The organism is Arthrobacter halodurans (assembly GCF_041877255.1).
GTDB classification, from domain to species: Bacteria; Actinomycetota; Actinomycetes; order Actinomycetales; family Micrococcaceae; genus Arthrobacter_N; species Arthrobacter_N halodurans.
This window is the reverse complement of record NZ_JBHDLJ010000009.1, coordinates 100,156-118,250: the sequence shown is the minus strand read 5'-3', so window position 1 is coordinate 118,250 and position 18,095 is coordinate 100,156. Positions and strand designations below refer to the sequence as shown.

The window sequence follows — 18,095 nt, the reverse complement described above, 5'->3', positions numbered from 1 at the left end:
GGCGCCAGCCTACGGGGCGGGTCGGCGCGCGGCGATGAACGCCGCGACGCACGCCTCGATGTCCTCCTCCGAGTGCGCCGCGGAGAGCTGGACGCGGATCCGCGCCGCGCCCTGCGGCACCACCGGGTAGCTGAACGCCGTGACGTAGACGCCGTGGGCGAGCATGGCGTCGGCCACCTCCCCGGCCTTGCGCGCGTCGCCGAACATCACCGGGACGATCGCGTGCTCGCCGTCCAGGAGCTCGAATCCCTCCTCGGCCATGCGGCGGCGGAACAGTGCGGCGTTGGCGAACAGCCGCCCGCGCAACGCCGAGGATCCCTCGACGAGCTCGAGGGCCCGCAGCGTGGCGGCGACGATGGCCGGGGCCAGGGAGTTGGAGAACAGGTAGGGCCGGGCCTTCTGCCGCAACATCGCCACGATCTCGGCGCGTGCCGCGACGTAGCCGCCCGAGGCGCCGCCGAGGGCCTTGCCGAACGTGCCCGTGAAGATGTCGACGCGGTCCGCGACCCCCGCGTGCTCCGGCGTGCCGGCCCCGGTGGCACCCATGAAGCCGACGGCGTGCGAGTCGTCGACCATCACCAGGGCCCCGTAGCGCTCGGCGAGGTCGCAGATGGCCTCCAGCGGGGCCAGATAGCCGTCCATGGAGAAGACGCCGTCGGTGACGACGATCTGCCGGCGCGGGCCGGCGCCGTCGTTCATCTGGGCCGCGGCGCGCAGCTGCGCCTCGAGGTCCGCCATGTCCCGGTTGGCGTAGCGGAAGCGCCGGGCCTTGCACAGCCGGATGCCGTCGATGATCGACGCGTGGTTGAGGGCGTCGGAGATGACGGCGTCCTCGGGACCGAGCAGCGACTCGAAGACGCCGCCGTTGGCGTCGAAGCAGCTGGAGAACAGGATGGTGTCCTCCGTGCCGAGGAACTCCGAGACGCGGCGCTCGAGCTCCAGGTGGAGGTCCTGGGTGCCGCAGATGAAGCGGACCGAGGCCATGCCGAAGCCGCGCTCGTCCATCGCGGACTGCGCGGCGGCGACGATGTCCGGGTGGTCGGCCAGGCCCAGGTAGTTGTTCGCGCAGAAGTTCAGCACGGGGCGGGCCGGCTCGCCGAGGCCTCCCGCGGAAATGTGGCTGGACTGCGCCGAGTCGATGTGGCGCTCGCGCTTGAACAGGCCGGCCTCGGCCAAGGCCGCGAGCTCGGCGGACAATTCGTCCTTGAGGTGGGTGTACATGGTGCGTTTCCTTCCTAGAAGACGGTCCAGTCGAGGACGACCTTGCCGCCGTTGCCGGCGCGGGCGGCCTCGAATCCGGCCTCCCACGCGGTGGCGGGCAGCAGGTCGGTGACGATCGAGGCGATGTTGCCGCGCAGCCGGTCGTTGGACTGCAGCATGGCGCTCATCGCGTACCAGGTCTCGTACATCTCCCGGCCGTAGATGCCCTTGAGCGTGAGCATGTGCGTGACGACCTTGCCCCAGTTGATGTCGATCGGCTGGCTGGGCAGGCCGAGCATCGCGATCTTCCCGCCGTGGTTCATGTTGTCGATCATCTCCGGGAGCGCGGTCGGGTGCCCGGACATCTCCAGCCCGATGTCGAACCCCTCGACCAGGCCGAGCTCGCGCTGCGCCTCGCCGATGCGTTTCGCGGAGACGTCGACGGCGAGGTCCACGCCCAGGCCGCGGGCCAGCTCGAGGCGCGGCGCGGAGACGTCGGTGATGACGATCCTGCGGGCCCCGGCATGGCGGGCGACCTCGATGGCCATGAGCCCGATGGGGCCGGCCCCGGTGATCAGCACGTCCTCGCCGACCATCGGGAAAGAGAGCGCGGTGTGCACGGCGTTGCCGAACGGGTCGAAGACCGCGCCGAGCGCGGGCGTGACGGTGTCCCCCCGGTGCACCCAGACGTTGGACTCGGGGATGACGACGAATTCGGCGAACGCGCCGTCGCGCTGCACGCCGACGGCGACGGTGTTGATGCACATCTGCCGGCGCCCGGCGCGGCAGTTGCGGCACATGCCGCAGACCACGTGGCCCTCCCCGGAGACCCGGTCGCCCACCTTCACGTGTCCCGCGAGGCCGCCGACCTCCACGACCTCGCCGTAGAACTCGTGGCCGGGGATGAGCGGGGTGTTGATCATGGACCGCGCCGCATCGTCGTACGCGAGGATGTGCAGGTCGGTGCCGCAGATGCCGGTGGTCATGACTCGGATCTTGACCTCGTGCGGGCCGGTCTCGGGTTCCGGGCGGTCGACGAGTTCGAGCCCGGCGTGCGGACCCGACTTGTAGAGGGCTTTCATGGACACCATGCCTTCGGTCGGTGGTTGCGTTCCAGTCTCGCACCATGCCACCACCGCCATCGGTTTAGAACAACCACGCGTTTCTCAACCGACGAATTAGCATGGACTACATGGAAATCCACCAGCTGCAGATCCTGCGCGAACTCGGGGACCTGGGGAGCGTCACGGCGGTCGCGCGGTCGCTGTTCGTGACGCCCTCCGCCGTGTCCCAGCAACTCGCCCTCCTGCAGCGCGGCATCGACGTGCCGCTCACGCGCAAGGAGGGCCGGACCCTGGTGCTGACCGACGCCGGTCGCGTCCTGGCCACGGCCGGGGCCGCGGTCATCGCGTCGATGGCCGACGCCCGCGCGGCCATCGGGGCGTTCGAGGACGACGCCGCGGCCCCCGTGACCGTCGCGGGCTTCCACTCCGCCGGACAGGCGCTGTTCGCGCCGCTGCTCGGGAAGCTGCGGGGCGCGGGCGCGCCCCGGCCGATGTTCCGCGACGAGGACGTGGCCCAGCAGGACTTCCCGGCCCTGACGGCCCGCTACGACCTGGTGCTCGCGCACCGGATGGACCACACGCCCGGCTGGCCCGCCGACCGCGTGGCGGTGGTCCCGCTGGCCCACGAGCCGCTGGACATCGCCCTGCCCGCGGGCCACCCGCTGGCGTCCCGCGACGTGCTGCGACCCGCGGACCTGGCCGGCCGGGACTGGGTGGTCAGCCGCGAGGGGTACTCCCCCGCCGACATCCTCGCCGCGGTCTCCGCCGTCAACGGCAGCGCCCCGCGCGTGGTGCACCGCATCAACGACTACACCACGGTCGCCGCACTGGTCGCCACCGGCGACGTGCTGGGCATCCTTCCGCGGTTCACGGCGGCCGTCCCCGTGGACGCGGGCGTGGTGCTGCGGCCCCTCGCGGGCATCGACAACCGGCGCAGGATCGACCTGCTGGCCCGACCGGAGACACTGCGGCGACGCTCGGTGCGGCTCGTGGCCGACGCCCTCGGCGACGCCGTGCGCGAACTGGCCGGGGACGGCGCCTGACGGCGCCGCCCCGGGCCGGACGGCGCCGGGGTCAGTGCCCGGACTCGGCGGCGGCCTTCTTGGCTTCCTTCTCGGCGTCCTTCTCCGCGCGCAGGGCCTCGGCCTCGCCCTGCTCCTCGGCCTTCTCCTGGTGGATGACCTCGGCCAGGAGCTTCTCCATCTCCTTCGCCACGCCGGCGGCGGAGGCCGGGTTCTGCCCGGTCACGAGCCGCTCGTCCACGACGACCTTCTCCTCGAAGACGTCCGCCGACACGTGCGTGGCGCCCTGCTCCTCGAGCCGGTCGGCCAGGAAGAAGGGAACGACCTTGTCCTTCCCGGCGGCGACCTCCTCCTCGTTGGTGAACGCCGCGACCTTCCGGCCCTCGACGAGCCGGAGCCCGTTGGCCAGCTCCACGTTCACCAGCCCGGCCGGTCCGTGGCAGACCGCGCCCACCACGCCGCCCGCGTTGTAGACGCTGGCCACGAGGTTCTGCAGCCCCTCGCTGTCCGGGAAGTCCCACATGGTGCCGTGGCCCCCCACGAGGAACACGGCGTCGTACTGGCCGGGGTCGACCACGTCGACGCGGGCCGTGTTGTAGAGGCCGGCGCGCGTGGTCTCGTCCTCCGTGAAGGCCACCTGGATGGGGTCCTCCGCATCGACCTCGTCGCGCGGGGGCTGCCCGCCCCCGATGGACGCGAAGTCCACGAAGTGGCCCGAGTCCTTGAACACCTTCCAGGGGTGCGCCGCCTCGGCCACGTTGTAGCCGGTCTTCTCGCCGGTGTCCCCGAGCTCGGAAACGCTGGTCAGTACCATGAGGATCTTCTTCATGAAATGCTCCTTTCGTCCAGCTCCTTACCCTAGGCCAGACACGGCCGAGCCGCACTCCTCCACCACCTGGCGCAGCGCGTGGCGGCCCACGGCGTGCAGCGGATCGTCCGCAGGCAGCAGCGCCATGACGGCGCCCAGGTGCACGGCCCACCCACGGGCCCGCAGCCAGGCGTCGTCGTCGTGCCGTGGGCGGCCGGAACCGTCGGCCAGCGCGGCGCGGAACACGCTCCGGCCCCGCGCCGTGAAGTGCAGCCACGCCGCCGCCAGGTCCGACGCCGGATCCCCGGCGGTCAGGTCCCCGAAGTCGACGACGGCGGCCAGCCGCGCCGGAGCACCCGCCGCTGCCGGGTGCACCACCATGTTGTGCGGATGCGGATCGCCGTGCAGCCACAGCGCGGGACCGCGGTGGAGCGGGGCCCGGGTCCCTTCGGCGAAGACCGCCCGCAAGGTGTCGCCCTGGGGCAGCCGGCCGGTCGCCAGCCGTGCCGCCAGGGACTCGGCGCGCAAGGCGAGCGGGACACCGCGCACCGGGCTCCGGGGAGCGTCGCCCGGCGCCGGCACGTGCAGGGCGCGCAGGAAGCCGGCCAGCTGGGCGGCGTAGGCGTCGCGCTCCCCGGGCCGGGCCAGGGCCGCGCTCCGGCCCTCGAACCACGGCACCACCGCCCAGTGGTACGGGTAGCCGGGCGCGGGGCGGCCCCGCCTCGCCGCGGCCGGGACAGGCAGCGGCAGCCGCGGCGCCAGGAACGGCAGCCAGCGCAGCTCGTTCAGCAGCGGCCGGTGGGCGGCCCCGCGCCGCGGAAGCCGGACGCCCAAGCGGTCGCCGAGCCGGTAGACCACGTTGTCCCACCCGTTGTCGGCACGCTCCAGCGGCAGACCCGCGAGGTCGGGATGCTGCGAGGCGAGAAGCCGGCGCACGAGGGCGTCGGTGATGTCGACATCGGCGTCGGGGACGGCGTCCATTCCCCGCGGACCCGCTAGCCCTCGATACCGAGCTTGGCCAGCACCAGTTCGCGGACGCGGGCCGCGTCGGCCTGGCCGCGCGTGGCCTTCATGACCGGCCCGATCAGCGCCCCGATGGCCTGCAGCTTGCCGTCGCGGATCTTGGCCACGACGCCCGGTGCGGCCGCCATCGCCTCATCGATCGCCGCGCCGAGCGCCGCGTCGTCGTTCACCACGGCCAGGGACCGCGTCCGGACGATCTCGGACGGCGTGCCCTCCCCGGCGACCACGAACTCAAGCACCTGGCGGGCGATCTTGTCGTTGATCTTCTTGTCCTCGATCAGCGCATTGAGCTCGATGATCGTCGCGGGGCTCACCCCGAGCTCTCCCGGATCCACGTCGGCGTTCTTGGCCAGGCGCGAGATCTCGCCCATCCACCACTTGCGGGCGACGGCGGGCGACGCGCCGGCGGCGATGGTCTCCTCGACGGCGTCCAGGAGGCCGGCGTTGACCACGTCGCGGAACTCGGCGTCCGCGTAGCCCCAATCGGCCTGCAGGCGCTTGCGGCGCTCGGCCGGGGGCTCGGGAAGCCGCGAGCGCAGCTCCTCGATCCACTCGGGGGTGGTGACGATCGGCAGCAGGTCCGGCTCGGGGAAGTAGCGGTAGTCGTCGGCGTCGGACTTGGGGCGTCCGGCCGTCGTCGTGCGCGTGTCCTCGTGCCAGTGGCGGGTCTCCTGGACGATCTTCGCCCCGGAATCCAGGACGGCCGCGTGCCGCTCGATCTCGAACCGCACCGCGTGGTCGACGGCGCGCAGCGAGTTGACGTTCTTCGTCTCGGTGCGCGTGCCGAAGACCGTGGAGCCCTTGGGCATCAGCGAGACGTTGGCGTCGCAGCGCACGTTGCCGCGCTCCATCTTCGCCTCGGAGACGCCCAGGTTCTTGACGATCTCGCGCACCGCGGCGACGTAGGCCTTGGCGAGCTCGGGCGCCCGCTTGCCGGCGCCCACGATCGGCTTGGTGACGATCTCGACCAGCGGAACGCCCGAGCGGTTGTAGTCCACCAGCGAGAAGTCCGCGCCCTGGATGCGGCCGGTGCTGCCGCCCATGTGCGTGAGCTTCCCGGCGTCCTCCTCCATGTGCGCGCGCTCGATCTCGACGCGGAACACCTCGCCGTCGGACAGCTCGATGTCCAGGTGGCCGTCGTAGGCGATCGGGTCGTCGTACTGGGACGTCTGGAAGTTCTTCGGGGTGTCCGGGTAGAAGTAGTTCTTCCGGGCGAACCCGCACGTCGGCGCGATCTTACAGTTCAGCGCCAGGCCGATGAGGATCGCGTACTCCACCGCGGTCTTGTTGACCACGGGCAGGACGCCGGGCAGGCCGAGGCAGACCGGCGTGACGTTCGTGTTGGGCTGGTCGCCGAAGGCGTTGGGCGCCGCCGAGAACATCTTGGTCTTGGTGCTCAGCTCGACGTGGACCTCGAAGCCGAGGACCGGGTCGTAGCGGTCCAGGGCCTCGTCGAAGTCCACCAGGTCGTGTGTCAGGGCGGCCATGCTAGGCGGCACCTCCGTGGGTCGCGGCGGCCAGCTCGGGCGCCTGGGTGATCAGGGGCGCGCCCCAGGAGTCCTCGAGCAGCTTCTCCAGCGCCGCGCCGGCACGGTAGAGCCGCGCGTCCTCCCGGGCGGGGGCGAGGAACTGGATGCCGACCGGCAGGCCCTCGGAGAGGCCGCCGGGCACGGAGATCCCGGGGATCCCGGCGAGGTTCGCCGGGATGGTCGCGACGTCGTTGAGGTACATCGCCAGCGGGTCGTCGAGCTTCTCGCCCAGCCTGAACGCCACGGTCGGTGCCGTCGGGGAGACCAGCACGTCGGCCAGCTCGAACGCCGCCGCGAAGTCGCGCTGGATCAGCGTGCGGACCTTCTGGGCCGAGCCGTAGTACGCGTCGTAGTAGCCGGCGGAGAGGGCGTAGGTGCCCAGGATGATGCGGCGCTTGACCTCCTCGCCGAACCCGGCGGCACGGGTGGAGCCCATGACGCGCTCGATGGTGACCGGCCCGTCGGCCGGCACGACGCGCTTGCCGTACCGCACGCCGTCGAACTTGGCGAGGTTTGAGGAGGCCTCCGAGGGCATGATCAGGTAGTAGGCGGCGAGCGCGTACTTGAGGTTCGGGCAGGACACCTCGACGATCTCGGCGCCCGCGGCGCGCAGGAGCCCGAGCGACTCGTCGAAGCGCGCCTGGACGCCGGGCTGGTACCCCTCGCCCTGCAGCTCCCGCACGACGCCGACGCGCAGGCCGGACAGGTCGCCGGTCAGGCCGCGGCGCGCCGCCTCCACCAGCGCCGGGACCGGCTCGTCGAGCGACGTCGAGTCCGCGGGGTCGTGCCCACCGATCAGCTCGTGCAGGTACGCGGAGTCCAGCACCGTGCGGGACACGGGGCCGATCTGGTCCAGCGAGGAGGCCATGGCGATCGCGCCGTAGCGCGACACGCCGCCGTAGGTGGGCTTCACGCCCACGGTGCCGGTGACGGCGCCGGGCTGGCGGATGGAACCGCCGGTGTCGGTGCCGAGGGCCAGCGGCGCCTCGAACGCGGCGACGGCGGCCGCGGAGCCGCCGCCGGAGCCGCCCGGGATGCGGTCCAGGTCCCACGGATTGCGGGTGGGTCCGTACGCGGAGTGCTCGGTCGAGGAGCCCATGGCGAACTCGTCGAGGTTGGTCTTGCCCAGGATCGGCAGCTTCGCCGCGCGGATCTTGGCCACGACCGTGGCGTCGTAGGGGCTCATCCACCCCTCGAGCATCCGCGAGCCGGCCGTGGTCGGCTGCCCGACGGTGACGATCAGGTCCTTCACCGCGATCGGCACTCCGGCCAGCGGGTGCAGGTCCTCGGCGGCGGCGCCGCCGGCGGCCCGGATCGCGTCCACCTCGGCGGCCACGGCCAGCGCCTCCTCGGCGTTGACGTGGAGGAACGCGTGGATGCCACGGTCCCCGCCGTCGATCTCCGCGATGCGGTCCAGATGGGCCTGCACGGCCTGGACGGACGTCAGCTCGCCGGAGCGCAGCTTCTCGGCCAGTTCGGCCGCGGACAGCCGGATGATGTTCCCCATGTCCCTACTCCCCATCCAGGATGGCCGGGACCTTGAAGCGGGAATCCGCGGAGTCCGGCGCGTTCATCAGGGCCTGCTCGTTGGTCAGGGTCGGTCCCACGACGTCCTCGCGCATCACGTTCGTGAGCGGGATCGGGTGGCTGGTGGCCGGGACCTCGGGCCCCGCGGCCTCGCTCACGCTGGCGATGGAGTCGACGATGACTGCGAGTTCGCCGGCCATCTTGTCCAGCTCGGCCTCGGTCATTTCGATGTGGGCGAGCCGGGACAGGTGCACGACGTCCTCACGGCTGATGGCAGACATGTATCTCCCGTGTTGTGGGGTGGCGGTTTTCCTGCCCCAGTCTAGTTCAGGTCCGGCCCCGTCCGCCGCTAGAGGTCCAGCACGAAGACAAGCAGCAGGATGTCCGTGTCCGGCACGTACCAGTCGCGCTCGGGGACGTGCCGGAAGCCGGCCTTGCGGTAGAGCGCGTGCGCCGCGGCCCAGTCGCGCCCGGTGGTGAGGCTGACCGCCGAGACGCCCTCCAGCGTGCGGGCGTGGGCGACGACGGCGTCGAGCAGGGCCGCCCCGGCGCCGCTGCGCTGCGCGGCGGGGTCGACGACGAGCATCCGGAACTCCAGCTCGTGCTCGAGCGCGACGTCGGCGTACTCGTTGCCGTGGCGGACCACGGTGACGGAGCCGACGACCCGCCCGTCGCGCTCGGCCACCCAGATGTCGGTGGCGTCGTGGCGGTCGGCGACCTGCCGCACGCGGCCCAGGTAGGGGTGGGTGGGGTCGTCGAAGTGTCCGGCGTGCAGGTAGGAGTCCACCGTGATGCGGGCGATCTCGGCGTAGTCCCCGGGGCGGGCGTGGCGGACGGTGACGGTGGCGGGCGCGGTATTCATCGCCTCCCAGTGTCCCAGCCGATGTCGCCCGCTCAAAGTCGGGCCGGGCCCGCGCGCCGGTGGCCGGTGCCCTCCGGCAGCCGGGAGACGAATCCGTGGTCCACGAGCGCCCGGCGCAGCATGGCGGCGTCGTCGGTGAGGCGGCGCAGCCGCAGGTTCAGTTCCGGTTCGACGGCGGACCTCATGCCCCGTCCCCCAGGTCGGCGAGGGCCCCGAGGTCGAAGTGCCCGGCGGCCATCCAGCCCGGCTCGCGCGCGGGGCGCAGGACCGGCACGCCGGCCTCCTCGGCGATGAGGGCCGCCGCGGACCAGTCGTGGACCTGCGTGCCGTACTCGGCGTAGGCGTCCAGCGTGCCGTCGGCGACCAGGCACAGGTCCAGGGCCGCGGAGCCGAGGCGCCGGACGTTGGCGAACCCGTCCATGAGCCCGGCCAGCGCCCGCACCTGAAGCTGCCGGCGGCCGGCGTCGTACCCGAAGCCGGTGGCGATCAGGGGGCCGTCGCTGGCGCGGTCGGGGCCGGTGAGGCGGCGCAAGTCGGCGTCGTCCTGGCGCAGCCACGCCCCACCGTCCCGCGAGGCCCAGTAGGTGCGGCGGAGCGCGGGCGCGTCGACGGCTCCGGCGAGCCACTCCCCGGTGCCCCCGTCCGCGGCGGGGCCGGCGACCGCGACCGACGTCGCGTAGTACACGATGCCCCGGACGAAGTTCGTGGTGCCGTCCAGCGGGTCGATCGACCAGCGGTAGCCGCTCGGGTCCGCGGGCGTGGTGGTGCCGTACTCCTCGCCGGTGATCTCGTCGCGCGGCCGGGCCGCGCGGATCACGTCGCGGACCGCGCGCTCCGCGCGGCGGTCGAAGTCGGTGACCCAGTCCCCCGCGGCGCTCTTGGTGTCGGTGGCGACGCGCGTGCCGGGGCGGTCCGCGAGCACGGCGGCGCCGGCGGCCGCCGCGGCACGGGCGATGTCGAGGAGCTCGGCGGCGCCGGGCGCGGCGCTCATGCCGGATCCCCGTCCGCGGTGGGCTCCGGTTCGGCGGGCTCCGGTTCGGCGGGCTCCGGTTCGGCGGGCTCCGGTTCCGCCGGGGCCGGACCGTTCGCGAGCAGTTCCCGGAAGCCGTCCTCGTCCAGCACGGGGACCCCCAGCGCGGTCGCCTTGTCCAGCTTGGTGCCGGCGGCGTCGCCGGCGACCAGGTAGGAGGTGTTCTTGGAGACGGAGCCGGAGGCCTTGCCGCCGCGCACGATGATGGCCTCCTTCGCCTCGTCGCGGCTGAAGTTCGGCAGGGTCCCGGTGACGACGACCGTCAGGCCCTCGAGGGTGCGCGGGGTGTTGGCGTCCTGCTCGTCGGCCATCCTCACCCCGGCGTCCTTCCACGCCCGCACGATCTCGCGGTGCCAGTCGACGTTGAACCAGTCCACGAGCGCGTGCGCGATGATTGGCCCGACGCCGTCGACCTCGGCCAGGTCGGCGCGCGCGGACTCCTCGGACACCGCCGCCAGGATCGCGTCCATCGTCCCGAAGCGGGTGGCCAGCGCCCTCGAGGCCGTCGGTCCGACGTGGCGGATGGACAGCGCGACGAGCACGCGCCACAGCGGCTGGGTCTTGGCCTTCTCCAGCTCGGCGAAGAGCTTGACGGTGTTGGCCGTGGGCTTGGAGGGGGTCTTCGCCGTCGGCTTCGTGTAGAAGTACGGCACCAGCTCGAACTCGCCCGCGCCGGCTCCCTTCGAGCGCTTCTCGCGCCAGACCCGCACCCCGGCCAGCCGTTCGCGCATGGTGGCGTCCGGGTTGCCCGCAGCCAGGTCGAAGACACCGGCCTCGCTGGAGAGCACGCCGGGTCCGGAGGGCTGGATCCGCCCGCCGTGCTCCGCGGGATCCGGGCCGGGGCCCGTGGTCAGCGCGTAGGCGGCCTCGTAGCCGAGCGCCTCGATGTCGAACGCCCCGCGGCCCGCCAGGTGGGCCACGCGCTCGGTCAGCTGCGCGGGGCAGGACTTCGCGTTGGGGCAGCGGATGTCGACGTCGCCCTCCTTCGCCGGGGCCAGTTCGGTCCCGCAGGAGGGGCAGTGGGTCGGCATGACGAACTCGCGCAGCTCGTCCTCCCGCCCCTCGCGCAGCGGCAGCACGGGGCCGACGACCTCGGGAATGACGTCGCCGGCCTTGCGCAGGATGACGACGTCGCCGATCAACACGCCCTTGGCCCGCACGACGTCCTGGTTGTGCAGCGTCGCCATCTCCACCGTGGAGCCGGCGACCTTGACGGGTTCCATCACCGCGTAGGGGGTCACGCGGCCGGTGCGCCCCACGTTGACGCGGATGTCCAGCAGCCGGGTGTGCACCTCTTCCGGTGGGTACTTGTAGGCGACGGACCAGCGCGGGACGCGGGAGGTGTAGCCGAGGGCGCGCTGGATCGCGAAGGAGTCGGCCTTCGCGACGATCCCGTCGATCTCGTGGATCAGCCCGTGGCGCCGCCCCTCGTACTCGCCGATGTACCCCAGGACCCCCTCGAGGGTCTCGACGACCCTCGTGTACGGCGAGACGGGCAGCCCCCAGCCCTCCAGCAGGCCGTACGTCTCGGCCTGCGAGGCGGCCGAGAGGCCCTCGCGCGCGCCGATCCCGTGCACGTACATCTCCAGGGGGCGCTTCGCCGTCTCCGCTGGGTCCTTCTGCCGCAGCGAGCCCGCCGCCGCGTTGCGGGGGTTCGCCAGCTGCGCCTTGCCGGCCTCGACCAGCGCCCGGTTGAACTCGTGGAACGCCTGGGAGGGGATGAACACCTCGCCGCGGATCTCCACCTCCGTGGGCCAGCCGCTCCCGGACAGCTCGCGCGGGATGGAACGGATGGTCAGCACGTTGTGCGTCACGTCCTCGCCCGTCGTCCCGTCGCCGCGCGTGGCGGCCCGCACCAGCTTGCCGTCGCGGTAGAGGAGGTTCACGGCCAGGCCGTCGATCTTGACCTCGCAGAGCCAGCGCAACTCCTCCGCCGGGGCCTGGACGGCCGCGTTGGCCGCCGCCTTCTCCAGCCACGCGCGGAGCTCCTCGAGGGAGAACACGTCCTCCAGGGAGTACATCCGGCTCGGGTGGTCCACCGGCGCGAACGCGGCGGAGACCTCGCCGCCGACCTCCTGGGTGGGCGAGTCGTTGGCGACGATCTCCGGGTGGAGCTGCTCGAGCTCCTCCAGCCTCCGGTACAGCTCGTCGAACTCGGCGTCGGAGACCAGCGGCTGGTCCTCGTTGTAGTACGCGAAGCGGTAGCGGCGGACGTCGTCGACGAGTTGCTCGTATTCGTCGCGGACCGGCTCGGAGGGAATCACCTCTCCGGCCGGCTCGGCGGGACTCTTTTTCAGCTGGGTCTCCTTCACAGTCCTATCTTGCCCCACGCCCGCCGGGCGCGTCCCCACCCGCCGGGCGCGTCAGTCCCCGGCGGCGGCACCGTCCAGGAGCGCGAGGTCCGCCGGCGTCACGAGGTGCGAGGAGACCGCGTGCTCCACCAGGCGGGCGCGCCGGTTGCTGGCGAGCCGGCCCGCTCCCCCGCGGAGCCCCGCGACCCCGGCCTTGTCGAGCTTGTCGCACACGTTGTCCAGCTTGCGGTTGAACTTCGTCAGGGGCCAGCCGAGCCGGGCGGCCGCCTGCGCGGAGGACGGAATCGAGCTCAGTCCCGTCCCGTCGCGGCGCAGCATGGGCTCGGCCAGCGCGACGATCAGCGCCCGCTGGGAATCGGTGAGCAGCACGGGGCCGATCGTGGTCTGGCCGCCGCCGTCGTTCGCCGTCCATTCCTGGCGGAACGCGGGCGCGGCGACGTGCACGGAGAACTCGTAGGTGGTCGGGCCGGCGGTGAAGACCACGTTCGTCCGGCTGAACACGAGCGGGATCCGCGCGCCGGGCGCGACCCACGCCTGCAGGCCGCCGCTGGGGTCCGCGACGGTCGCCGAGAGCCGGGAACCGACGTTGGAGAGCCACCACATGCCGTCGTAGCGGGCCACGGTGAGGAAGCTCCGGTGGAGATACGGGTTGTCGTCGACCTCGAGGTCCCCCTCGCGCCCGATCCGGAAGACCTTGTCCTGGGCCACGGGGTACCACTCCCCGCAGAAGTCGATGGCCACGTCCGGCACGGCTAACCTCCCGCGCAATGGCGTGCGGGGTCCGAGGCCTTGCCGTTCGCGCGCACGACGAGCACCTGGATGCAGGTCGGCTGGCCCTCGACCCGCGGCGTCCGCGCGCGGGCCGCCCCGACCTTGCGGCTCTCCCCCTGGTCGGTGGCCGTGACCGGGGCCCAGTAGTAGACGTCGCCGTCGCGGGGCTCGGGGTTCTCCCACGTGAACACGACCGTCCCGCCCGACGCCGTCGCGGCGAAGCCGGCCGCCGCGGGGACGATCCCCTCGTCCCCGACGAGCGCATCCGCCGGCCCCTGCGAGATCGGCGCGCCGGACCGTGCGTCCGGGCCGTCCGTGGCGGCCCTTCCGTTGGCGAGGGCCCCCGCCACGGCCACGCCGACGGCGACGACCGCCACGGCGGCGCCGGCCCCGGCGACGAGCGCGGTCGGGAAGCGCTGCCGGGGCTGCGTCCCGCCGGATCCGGACGGCGCGGGCGCGGGCGACGCGGGCGGCAGCCACCGCTGCTCGGGGGCCGGCGCCGGAGCCTCGGATGCCCGGGGCCCGCCGCCCGGCTGGGTGCCGCCGGGCAGGCTGCCGCGCACGACGGTGGCGCCGTCGTCGGTCCCCGCCGGACCCGCCGGGTCGATGGAGACCACCCGACGGACGCGCGTGGCCTCGCCGTCGGCCTCCCGCGCGCCCTCGGGGAGCCCGGCGTCATCGAGCACCTCGAACGGGGTGACCGACAGCCCGAGGTCCGCCTGGACCCGCTGCAGCGACAGCGCGAGCTGCCGGGCGGACTCGAAGCGGGCGCCGGGTTCCTTGGACAGGGCCGTCGCGAGCGTCCGCTCCAGCGCGGCGGGGACGTCGGCGCGGTTCAGCGGCCGCAGCGGGGCGCCGGCGATGCGGCCGATCAGCTCCCGCTGGGAGTTGTCCGCGCCGGGGCGCACGAACGGCGAACTCCCGGCGAGGAGCGTGTAGAGGGTGGCCCCGAGGGACCACACGTCCATGCGCACCCCGTCCGGCGAGCCGCCGGCGAACGCCTCGGGCGGGGACCACGGAATGGAGAGCCCCGCGTCGTCGTCGAGCGTGTCCGTGGTGCCGGAGATGCCGAAGTCGGTCAGCGCGGGACGGTTGTAGTCGGTGACGAGGATGTTCGCCGGCTTGATGTCCCGGTGCACGATCCCGGCACGGTGCGCCGTTTCGACGGCGGAGGCGACCTGGATGCCCACGGAGAGGACCTCGTCGACGCCGAGGCGCCCGCGGCGGTAGCGGACGTCGAGGCTGGGCCGGGAGCAGTACTCCATGGCCAGGTACGAGTGGCCCTCCGTGGTGACGTTGGCCTCGTAGATCGTCACGATGTACGGGTGCGAGGACAACTGGGCCATGAGGTTGGCCTCGGACTCGAACCGCCGCCGCGCACCCTGCGTCCTGAGGTCCGAGAGCAGCACCTTCACGGCGACCTTCCGCCGGGGCCTGTCCTGCTCGTAGAGGTACACGTCGGAGAAGCCGCCCGTGCCCAGCAGCCCGAGGTACTCGTAGCCGGCGATGGCCGGCGGCGGGGCGGGCGGCCGCTGGCGGCTCACAGGAGCCCCTCGAAGCGCAGCGACACGCCGTCGCCGAGGTCCGCGATGTCGCCGTCGAGCAGCATGAGGGACTCTCGCCGGCCCAGCCGGCGCGGGGACTGGCCGGGGCGGACCAGGAGGGTCCCGTTGGTCGCGTCGAGATCCACCAGCATCACGTGCCAGCCGTCCAGCCGGACCTCCACGTGGGACCGCGAGATGTCGCCGCCGGGGCTCTTGACCTGCACGACGCGCGGCATGGCGCCGCCGGCGGAACGCGCGACGGAGGGCTGCCGGCCGACGACGGCCGAGCGGTCCAGCTCCACGGACTCGCCGGTGGAGAGCAGCATGCGGCCGAGCGCGGGGCGGCGGGTGCGGACGGTCTCGCCGTCCAGCTCGGCGCCGCAGCGGCCGCAGGCGGACGACGTCGGAGGGTTCGAGTGCCCGCCCGCGCACCGCCGCGCCAGCACCAGCGGCCCGGTGTCCGGTGCGGTGCCGGCTCCGGCGGGCTCGGGCGACCGGGCCGGCGGCAGCTCGCTGCGCATCAGCGTATGGCCGTCGTGGTCCCCGAGGCCGGCGTCCGGGGCGGGGATGGGTTCCGGGGACGGGGCGACGGCGGCGCGGGCCGCGGCCAGCCACGGCACGGCGTCGATCAGCCGCTGCGCGTCGGGGAGCGCGGCCGTGCTCGCGGCTTGCGGGGCGCGCGGTTCGGACGCGGAATGCGCCGCGCCCGGCGAGAGGATGGTGTGCTCCCCGTCGGCGTCCCCGGCCGTCACGGGCGTGTCCTCCGTCGCGGGCGTGTCCTCCGTCGCGGGCTCCTCCGGCTGCCGGTCGTCGTCGGCGTCGTGGAAGGCCGTGGTTTCCTCGGAGGCGTCCCCCGGGGCCGGGGGCGGGACCGGCTCGGTCTCGGGCGCGGGCGCGACCGCGGACTCGCGGAGGGGCGCCGGTTCGGGCGCGGCCCCGGCGGCGACGATCGGCAGCGGGGCGGAGAGGGGCTCGATGGCCAACTCCCCCCCGGCCAGCGGCAACTCGACGAAGAGGCGGCCGAAGGGGACCACCCCCTCGGCGAGCGGGTACCCCCGGTCGCCGGACGCGTCCGGACGGATCTCCTCGTCCACGGCCACGGCGAAGCGCCGCTGTCCCGGGAGCCGCCGCTCCGCCCAGGTGCTCACCCCGAGGCCGCTCACGTGCGTGCTCAGCTCGGGGCCGTCGGCGGTCAGCGAGAGCGGGCCGCGCAGGATCACGTGGAGGTCCTCGGCGAGCTCGAGCACGCCGAACGGCGGCATCCCGGTCAGGCTCAGCCCCCGGCCGGAGAGCACCGCGGAAAGCAGCGACTCGACCGACCCCGGGGTCGCGAGCTCGCCCCACAGCCGCTCGACGTCCGCCGTGGCGGTGTCCCCGGGCAGCAGGAGGGCGCGGCCATGGCGCACCAGGGCGATCCAGGGGCCCGGGACATAGCGGATGCTCGGGGTCATGGGGACGTTCCTTCGCTGCGGGGCTGGGTGTGGCCGTCCTCGGGGTCCGGCCGGGGCGCGGTGTCGGAGTTCGCGTCGTCGGCGTGCGCGTCGCCGTCGTGCGCATCGCCGTTGTGCGCGGGGACAACGTCGACCACGACCACCGTGATGTTGTCCCGGCCCCCGGACTTCAGCGCCGCCTGGACCAATTCGTCGACGGCGTCCTGCGGGGCGGCGTGGCGGGTGAGGACCTCGGCGATGTCCTCGTCGCGCACCTCGCCGGTGAGCCCGTCGGAGCAGATGAGGAGGCGGTCGGCGGCGCGGACGGGCAGCAGCCAGAAGTCGGCCTCGCTGTCCTCGCCGGTGCCGAGCGCGCGGGTGATGACGTGCCGCCGCGGATGGAAGATGGCCTCCTCCGGCGTGATCCGTCCCTGGTCGACGAGCTCCTGCACCTCCGAGTGGTCCACGGTGACCTGCGCGAGCCGTCCGCGGCTGAGCAGGTACGTGCGCGAGTCCCCGACGTTGAACACCAGCCAGTACGGCACGCCGGCCTCGCGGACCAGCGCCGCGCCGGTGAGGGTGGTCCCGGCACGGGATCCGGCGGCCCGCCGGATGGCGAGGTCGGCGGCCTGCATCCACTGCTGGAGGTCCGCGGCGGTGAGCTCCCCGTGCGCGGCGTCCTGGCCCTCGGCCAGCGTGGCGACGCAGATGCCGCTCGCGACCTCGCCCGCCTCGTGGCCGCCCATCCCGTCGGCGACCGCGAACAGGTGGCGGTCCGCCAGGAGCGCGTCCTCGTTCAGGGGCCGCCTCAGGCCGCGGTCCGTGGCGAAACCGTAGTCCAGCCGGAACGCGCCGCCCACCGCCCCCGTGGCCTCGGCGCTCACGCCCGCTCCACCGAGAAGTGGCGGTCGCCGAAGTGCACCGTGTCGCCGAACGCGGCGCGCTGCGCGCGGCCGGCGGGCAACGGCCGCCGTTGGCCGCCCGCGGTGATGCCCGAGCCGTTGGTCGAGTTGCGGTCCGTCACCCACACCCCGGAGCTGTCCGCGGCGAGGTGCAGGTGGGTCTTCGAGACCGACCGGCCCATGTCCGCGAAGTTGAAGAGCGCGGCCACCCGCTCGCCCTCCAGCGGGGCGGGGTTGCGTCCGACCAGGGCCGTGGCGTCGAGGCGCAGGACCTGCCCGTCGTCGAACACGAGGCGCGCCCCGACGGACTCCGCCGCGGTGCGCCGCAGCTGCGTGTGCCCCAGGTCCTCGTCGGCCGCGGCCGGATCGTCGCGGGGCTCCCCCGGGGCGGTCGGCGCCGGGCCCGCGGGCGCCGCGGCGGGTCCCCGCCCCGGGACCTCGCTGATCGGCGCGGACACGGCGGCGTCCGCGGCGAGGGCCGGCCATTCGCGGGCGGCCGGCGGCGGCGCCAGCTCGGGATGCCCCGACTGGCCGGGAACCGTCACGCCGCCGGGCGCGAAGGTGGACGGACCGTGCAGGCCGCCGGTCGTCAGCGGGTCACGCCCCTGGGCCACGTCGACGACGAGCGTCTTCGCGAGCCGGTCGTGCCAGCCCTGCCGCTGGTGGTTGGGGTCCCAGAGGTTCGAGAGGACGACGACGACGGGGCCGGCCACGGGCACGATCCCCGCGGCGGCGACGGCCAACCGACGCAGGAACACCTTTGACCAGCCGGGGGCGAAGCCGTCCTCGTCGGCGGTCCGCAGGCCCAGCGCCAGGTTGCCGGGCGTCTTGCCAGCCTGGGCCTCCCAGCCCCACAACGCGATCCCGTAGGCCAGCAGCAGCGCCAGCAGCAGCAAGGACGGCGACGCCAGCGACGCCGCGGCCGCGCCCGACGCGGACGCCGCCGCGAGGGTCTGGGCCTGCAGCCCCGCGAAGACCATGACGGCGAGCGCCGGCGGCACGGCGTCGAGCAGCCAGGCCGCCAGCCTCTTGCCGGCTGCGGCGTTGACCAGATGGAGCGCTGCGGCCACT

At 73.7% G+C, this 18,095-nt stretch carries 17 protein-coding genes; 1 reads left to right on the top strand and 16 read right to left on the bottom strand.

Features of this window, described 5'->3' with window-relative positions:
* Positions 1-9: 9 nt before the first annotated feature.
* The gene (locus tag ACETWP_RS11930; RefSeq protein ID WP_373972472.1) at positions 10-1,221 is read right to left on the bottom strand and encodes a glycine C-acetyltransferase; all 1,212 of its coding nucleotides are present in this window, start codon (positions 1,219-1,221) and stop codon (positions 10-12) included.
* A gap of 14 nt (positions 1,222-1,235) precedes the next feature.
* On the bottom strand, positions 1,236-2,282 hold the full coding sequence (gene tdh, locus ACETWP_RS11925; protein WP_373972471.1) for an L-threonine 3-dehydrogenase: 1,047 nt from the start codon (positions 2,280-2,282) through the stop codon (positions 1,236-1,238).
* A 110-nt stretch (positions 2,283-2,392) separates the two neighbouring features.
* On the opposite strand from tdh, the gene ACETWP_RS11920 reads away from it, so the two are divergent.
* Positions 2,393-3,307: a LysR family transcriptional regulator gene (locus ACETWP_RS11920; RefSeq protein WP_373972497.1), complete on the top strand. Its 915-nt coding sequence runs from the start codon at positions 2,393-2,395 to the stop codon at positions 3,305-3,307.
* Positions 3,308-3,338: 31 nt separating this feature from the next.
* Here the strand turns inward: ACETWP_RS11920 and ACETWP_RS11915 are convergent, their stop codons facing one another.
* From ACETWP_RS11915 to ACETWP_RS11850, 14 genes are all read right to left on the bottom strand, one after another.
* On the bottom strand, positions 3,339-4,115 hold the full coding sequence (locus ACETWP_RS11915; protein ID WP_373972470.1) for a type 1 glutamine amidotransferase domain-containing protein: 777 nt from the start codon (positions 4,113-4,115) through the stop codon (positions 3,339-3,341).
* A gap of 24 nt (positions 4,116-4,139) precedes the next feature.
* Positions 4,140-5,075 (bottom strand): aminoglycoside phosphotransferase family protein, encoded by a 936-nt coding sequence (locus ACETWP_RS11910; protein WP_373972469.1) that lies wholly within the window; start codon positions 5,073-5,075, stop codon positions 4,140-4,142.
* 14 nt (positions 5,076-5,089) lie between these two features.
* Positions 5,090-6,604 (bottom strand): Asp-tRNA(Asn)/Glu-tRNA(Gln) amidotransferase subunit GatB, encoded by a 1,515-nt coding sequence (gatB, locus tag ACETWP_RS11905; RefSeq protein ID WP_373972468.1) that lies wholly within the window; start codon positions 6,602-6,604, stop codon positions 5,090-5,092.
* 1 nt (position 6,605) lies between these two features.
* Positions 6,606-8,153, bottom strand: a complete 1,548-nt coding sequence (gene gatA, locus ACETWP_RS11900) for an Asp-tRNA(Asn)/Glu-tRNA(Gln) amidotransferase subunit GatA (protein WP_373972467.1) — start codon at positions 8,151-8,153, stop codon at positions 6,606-6,608.
* Positions 8,154-8,157: 4 nt separating this feature from the next.
* Positions 8,158-8,454, bottom strand: coding sequence for an Asp-tRNA(Asn)/Glu-tRNA(Gln) amidotransferase subunit GatC (gene gatC / locus ACETWP_RS11895; protein ID WP_373972466.1), 297 nt, complete (start codon positions 8,452-8,454; stop codon positions 8,158-8,160).
* Positions 8,455-8,522: 68 nt separating this feature from the next.
* On the bottom strand, positions 8,523-9,035 hold the full coding sequence (locus tag ACETWP_RS11890; protein ID WP_373972465.1) for a GNAT family N-acetyltransferase: 513 nt from the start codon (positions 9,033-9,035) through the stop codon (positions 8,523-8,525).
* A gap of 32 nt (positions 9,036-9,067) precedes the next feature.
* On the bottom strand, positions 9,068-9,220 hold the full coding sequence (locus ACETWP_RS11885) for a DUF2087 domain-containing protein (protein WP_373972464.1): 153 nt from the start codon (positions 9,218-9,220) through the stop codon (positions 9,068-9,070).
* Entirely contained in the window at positions 9,217-10,026 is an 810-nt protein-coding gene (locus ACETWP_RS11880; protein ID WP_373972463.1) for an inositol monophosphatase family protein, read from the bottom strand. Before ACETWP_RS11880 ends, ACETWP_RS11885 begins: the two co-directional genes overlap by 4 nt.
* A complete protein-coding gene (ligA, locus tag ACETWP_RS11875) occupies positions 10,023-12,377 on the bottom strand; it encodes an NAD-dependent DNA ligase LigA (protein WP_373972462.1) in 2,355 nt (784 codons plus the stop codon). The genes ACETWP_RS11880 and ligA overlap by 4 nt, the downstream gene beginning before the upstream one ends.
* A gap of 51 nt (positions 12,378-12,428) precedes the next feature.
* Positions 12,429-13,127, bottom strand: coding sequence for a hypothetical protein (locus ACETWP_RS11870; RefSeq protein ID WP_373972461.1), 699 nt, complete (start codon positions 13,125-13,127; stop codon positions 12,429-12,431).
* A 2-nt stretch (positions 13,128-13,129) separates the two neighbouring features.
* On the bottom strand, positions 13,130-14,692 hold the full coding sequence (locus ACETWP_RS11865; RefSeq protein WP_373972460.1) for a serine/threonine-protein kinase: 1,563 nt from the start codon (positions 14,690-14,692) through the stop codon (positions 13,130-13,132).
* Positions 14,689-16,143: an FHA domain-containing protein gene (locus ACETWP_RS11860; RefSeq protein ID WP_373972459.1), complete on the bottom strand. Its 1,455-nt coding sequence runs from the start codon at positions 16,141-16,143 to the stop codon at positions 14,689-14,691. Before ACETWP_RS11860 ends, ACETWP_RS11865 begins: the two co-directional genes overlap by 4 nt.
* A complete protein-coding gene (locus ACETWP_RS11855) occupies positions 16,140-17,006 on the bottom strand; it encodes a PP2C family protein-serine/threonine phosphatase (protein WP_373972458.1) in 867 nt (288 codons plus the stop codon). The genes ACETWP_RS11860 and ACETWP_RS11855 overlap by 4 nt, the downstream gene beginning before the upstream one ends.
* Entirely contained in the window at positions 17,003-18,094 is a 1,092-nt protein-coding gene (locus tag ACETWP_RS11850; RefSeq protein ID WP_373972457.1) for an RDD family protein, read from the bottom strand. The genes ACETWP_RS11855 and ACETWP_RS11850 overlap by 4 nt, the downstream gene beginning before the upstream one ends.
* Position 18,095 lies beyond the last annotated feature (1 nt).

What these genes read in the sequence shown, in the direction of transcription:
- ACETWP_RS11930 (WP_373972472.1), bottom strand. Translation starts at nt 1,221, where the DNA reads ATGTACACCCACCTCAAGGACGAATTGTCCGCCGAGCTCGCGGCCTTG.
- tdh (WP_373972471.1), bottom strand. Translation starts at nt 2,282, where the DNA reads ATGAAAGCCCTCTACAAGTCGGGTCCGCACGCCGGGCTCGAACTCGTC.
- ACETWP_RS11920 (WP_373972497.1), top strand. Translation starts at nt 2,393, where the DNA reads ATGGAAATCCACCAGCTGCAGATCCTGCGCGAACTCGGGGACCTGGGG.
- ACETWP_RS11915 (WP_373972470.1), bottom strand. Translation starts at nt 4,115, where the DNA reads ATGAAGAAGATCCTCATGGTACTGACCAGCGTTTCCGAGCTCGGGGAC.
- ACETWP_RS11910 (WP_373972469.1), bottom strand. Translation starts at nt 5,075, where the DNA reads ATGGACGCCGTCCCCGACGCCGATGTCGACATCACCGACGCCCTCGTG.
- gatB (WP_373972468.1), bottom strand. Translation starts at nt 6,604, where the DNA reads ATGGCCGCCCTGACACACGACCTGGTGGACTTCGACGAGGCCCTGGAC.
- gatA (WP_373972467.1), bottom strand. Translation starts at nt 8,153, where the DNA reads ATGGGGAACATCATCCGGCTGTCCGCGGCCGAACTGGCCGAGAAGCTG.
- gatC (WP_373972466.1), bottom strand. Translation starts at nt 8,454, where the DNA reads ATGTCTGCCATCAGCCGTGAGGACGTCGTGCACCTGTCCCGGCTCGCC.
- ACETWP_RS11890 (WP_373972465.1), bottom strand. Translation starts at nt 9,035, where the DNA reads ATGAATACCGCGCCCGCCACCGTCACCGTCCGCCACGCCCGCCCCGGG.
- ACETWP_RS11885 (WP_373972464.1), bottom strand. Translation starts at nt 9,220, where the DNA reads ATGAGGTCCGCCGTCGAACCGGAACTGAACCTGCGGCTGCGCCGCCTC.
- ACETWP_RS11880 (WP_373972463.1), bottom strand. Translation starts at nt 10,026, where the DNA reads ATGAGCGCCGCGCCCGGCGCCGCCGAGCTCCTCGACATCGCCCGTGCC.
- ACETWP_RS11860 (WP_373972459.1), bottom strand. Translation starts at nt 16,143, where the DNA reads ATGACCCCGAGCATCCGCTATGTCCCGGGCCCCTGGATCGCCCTGGTG.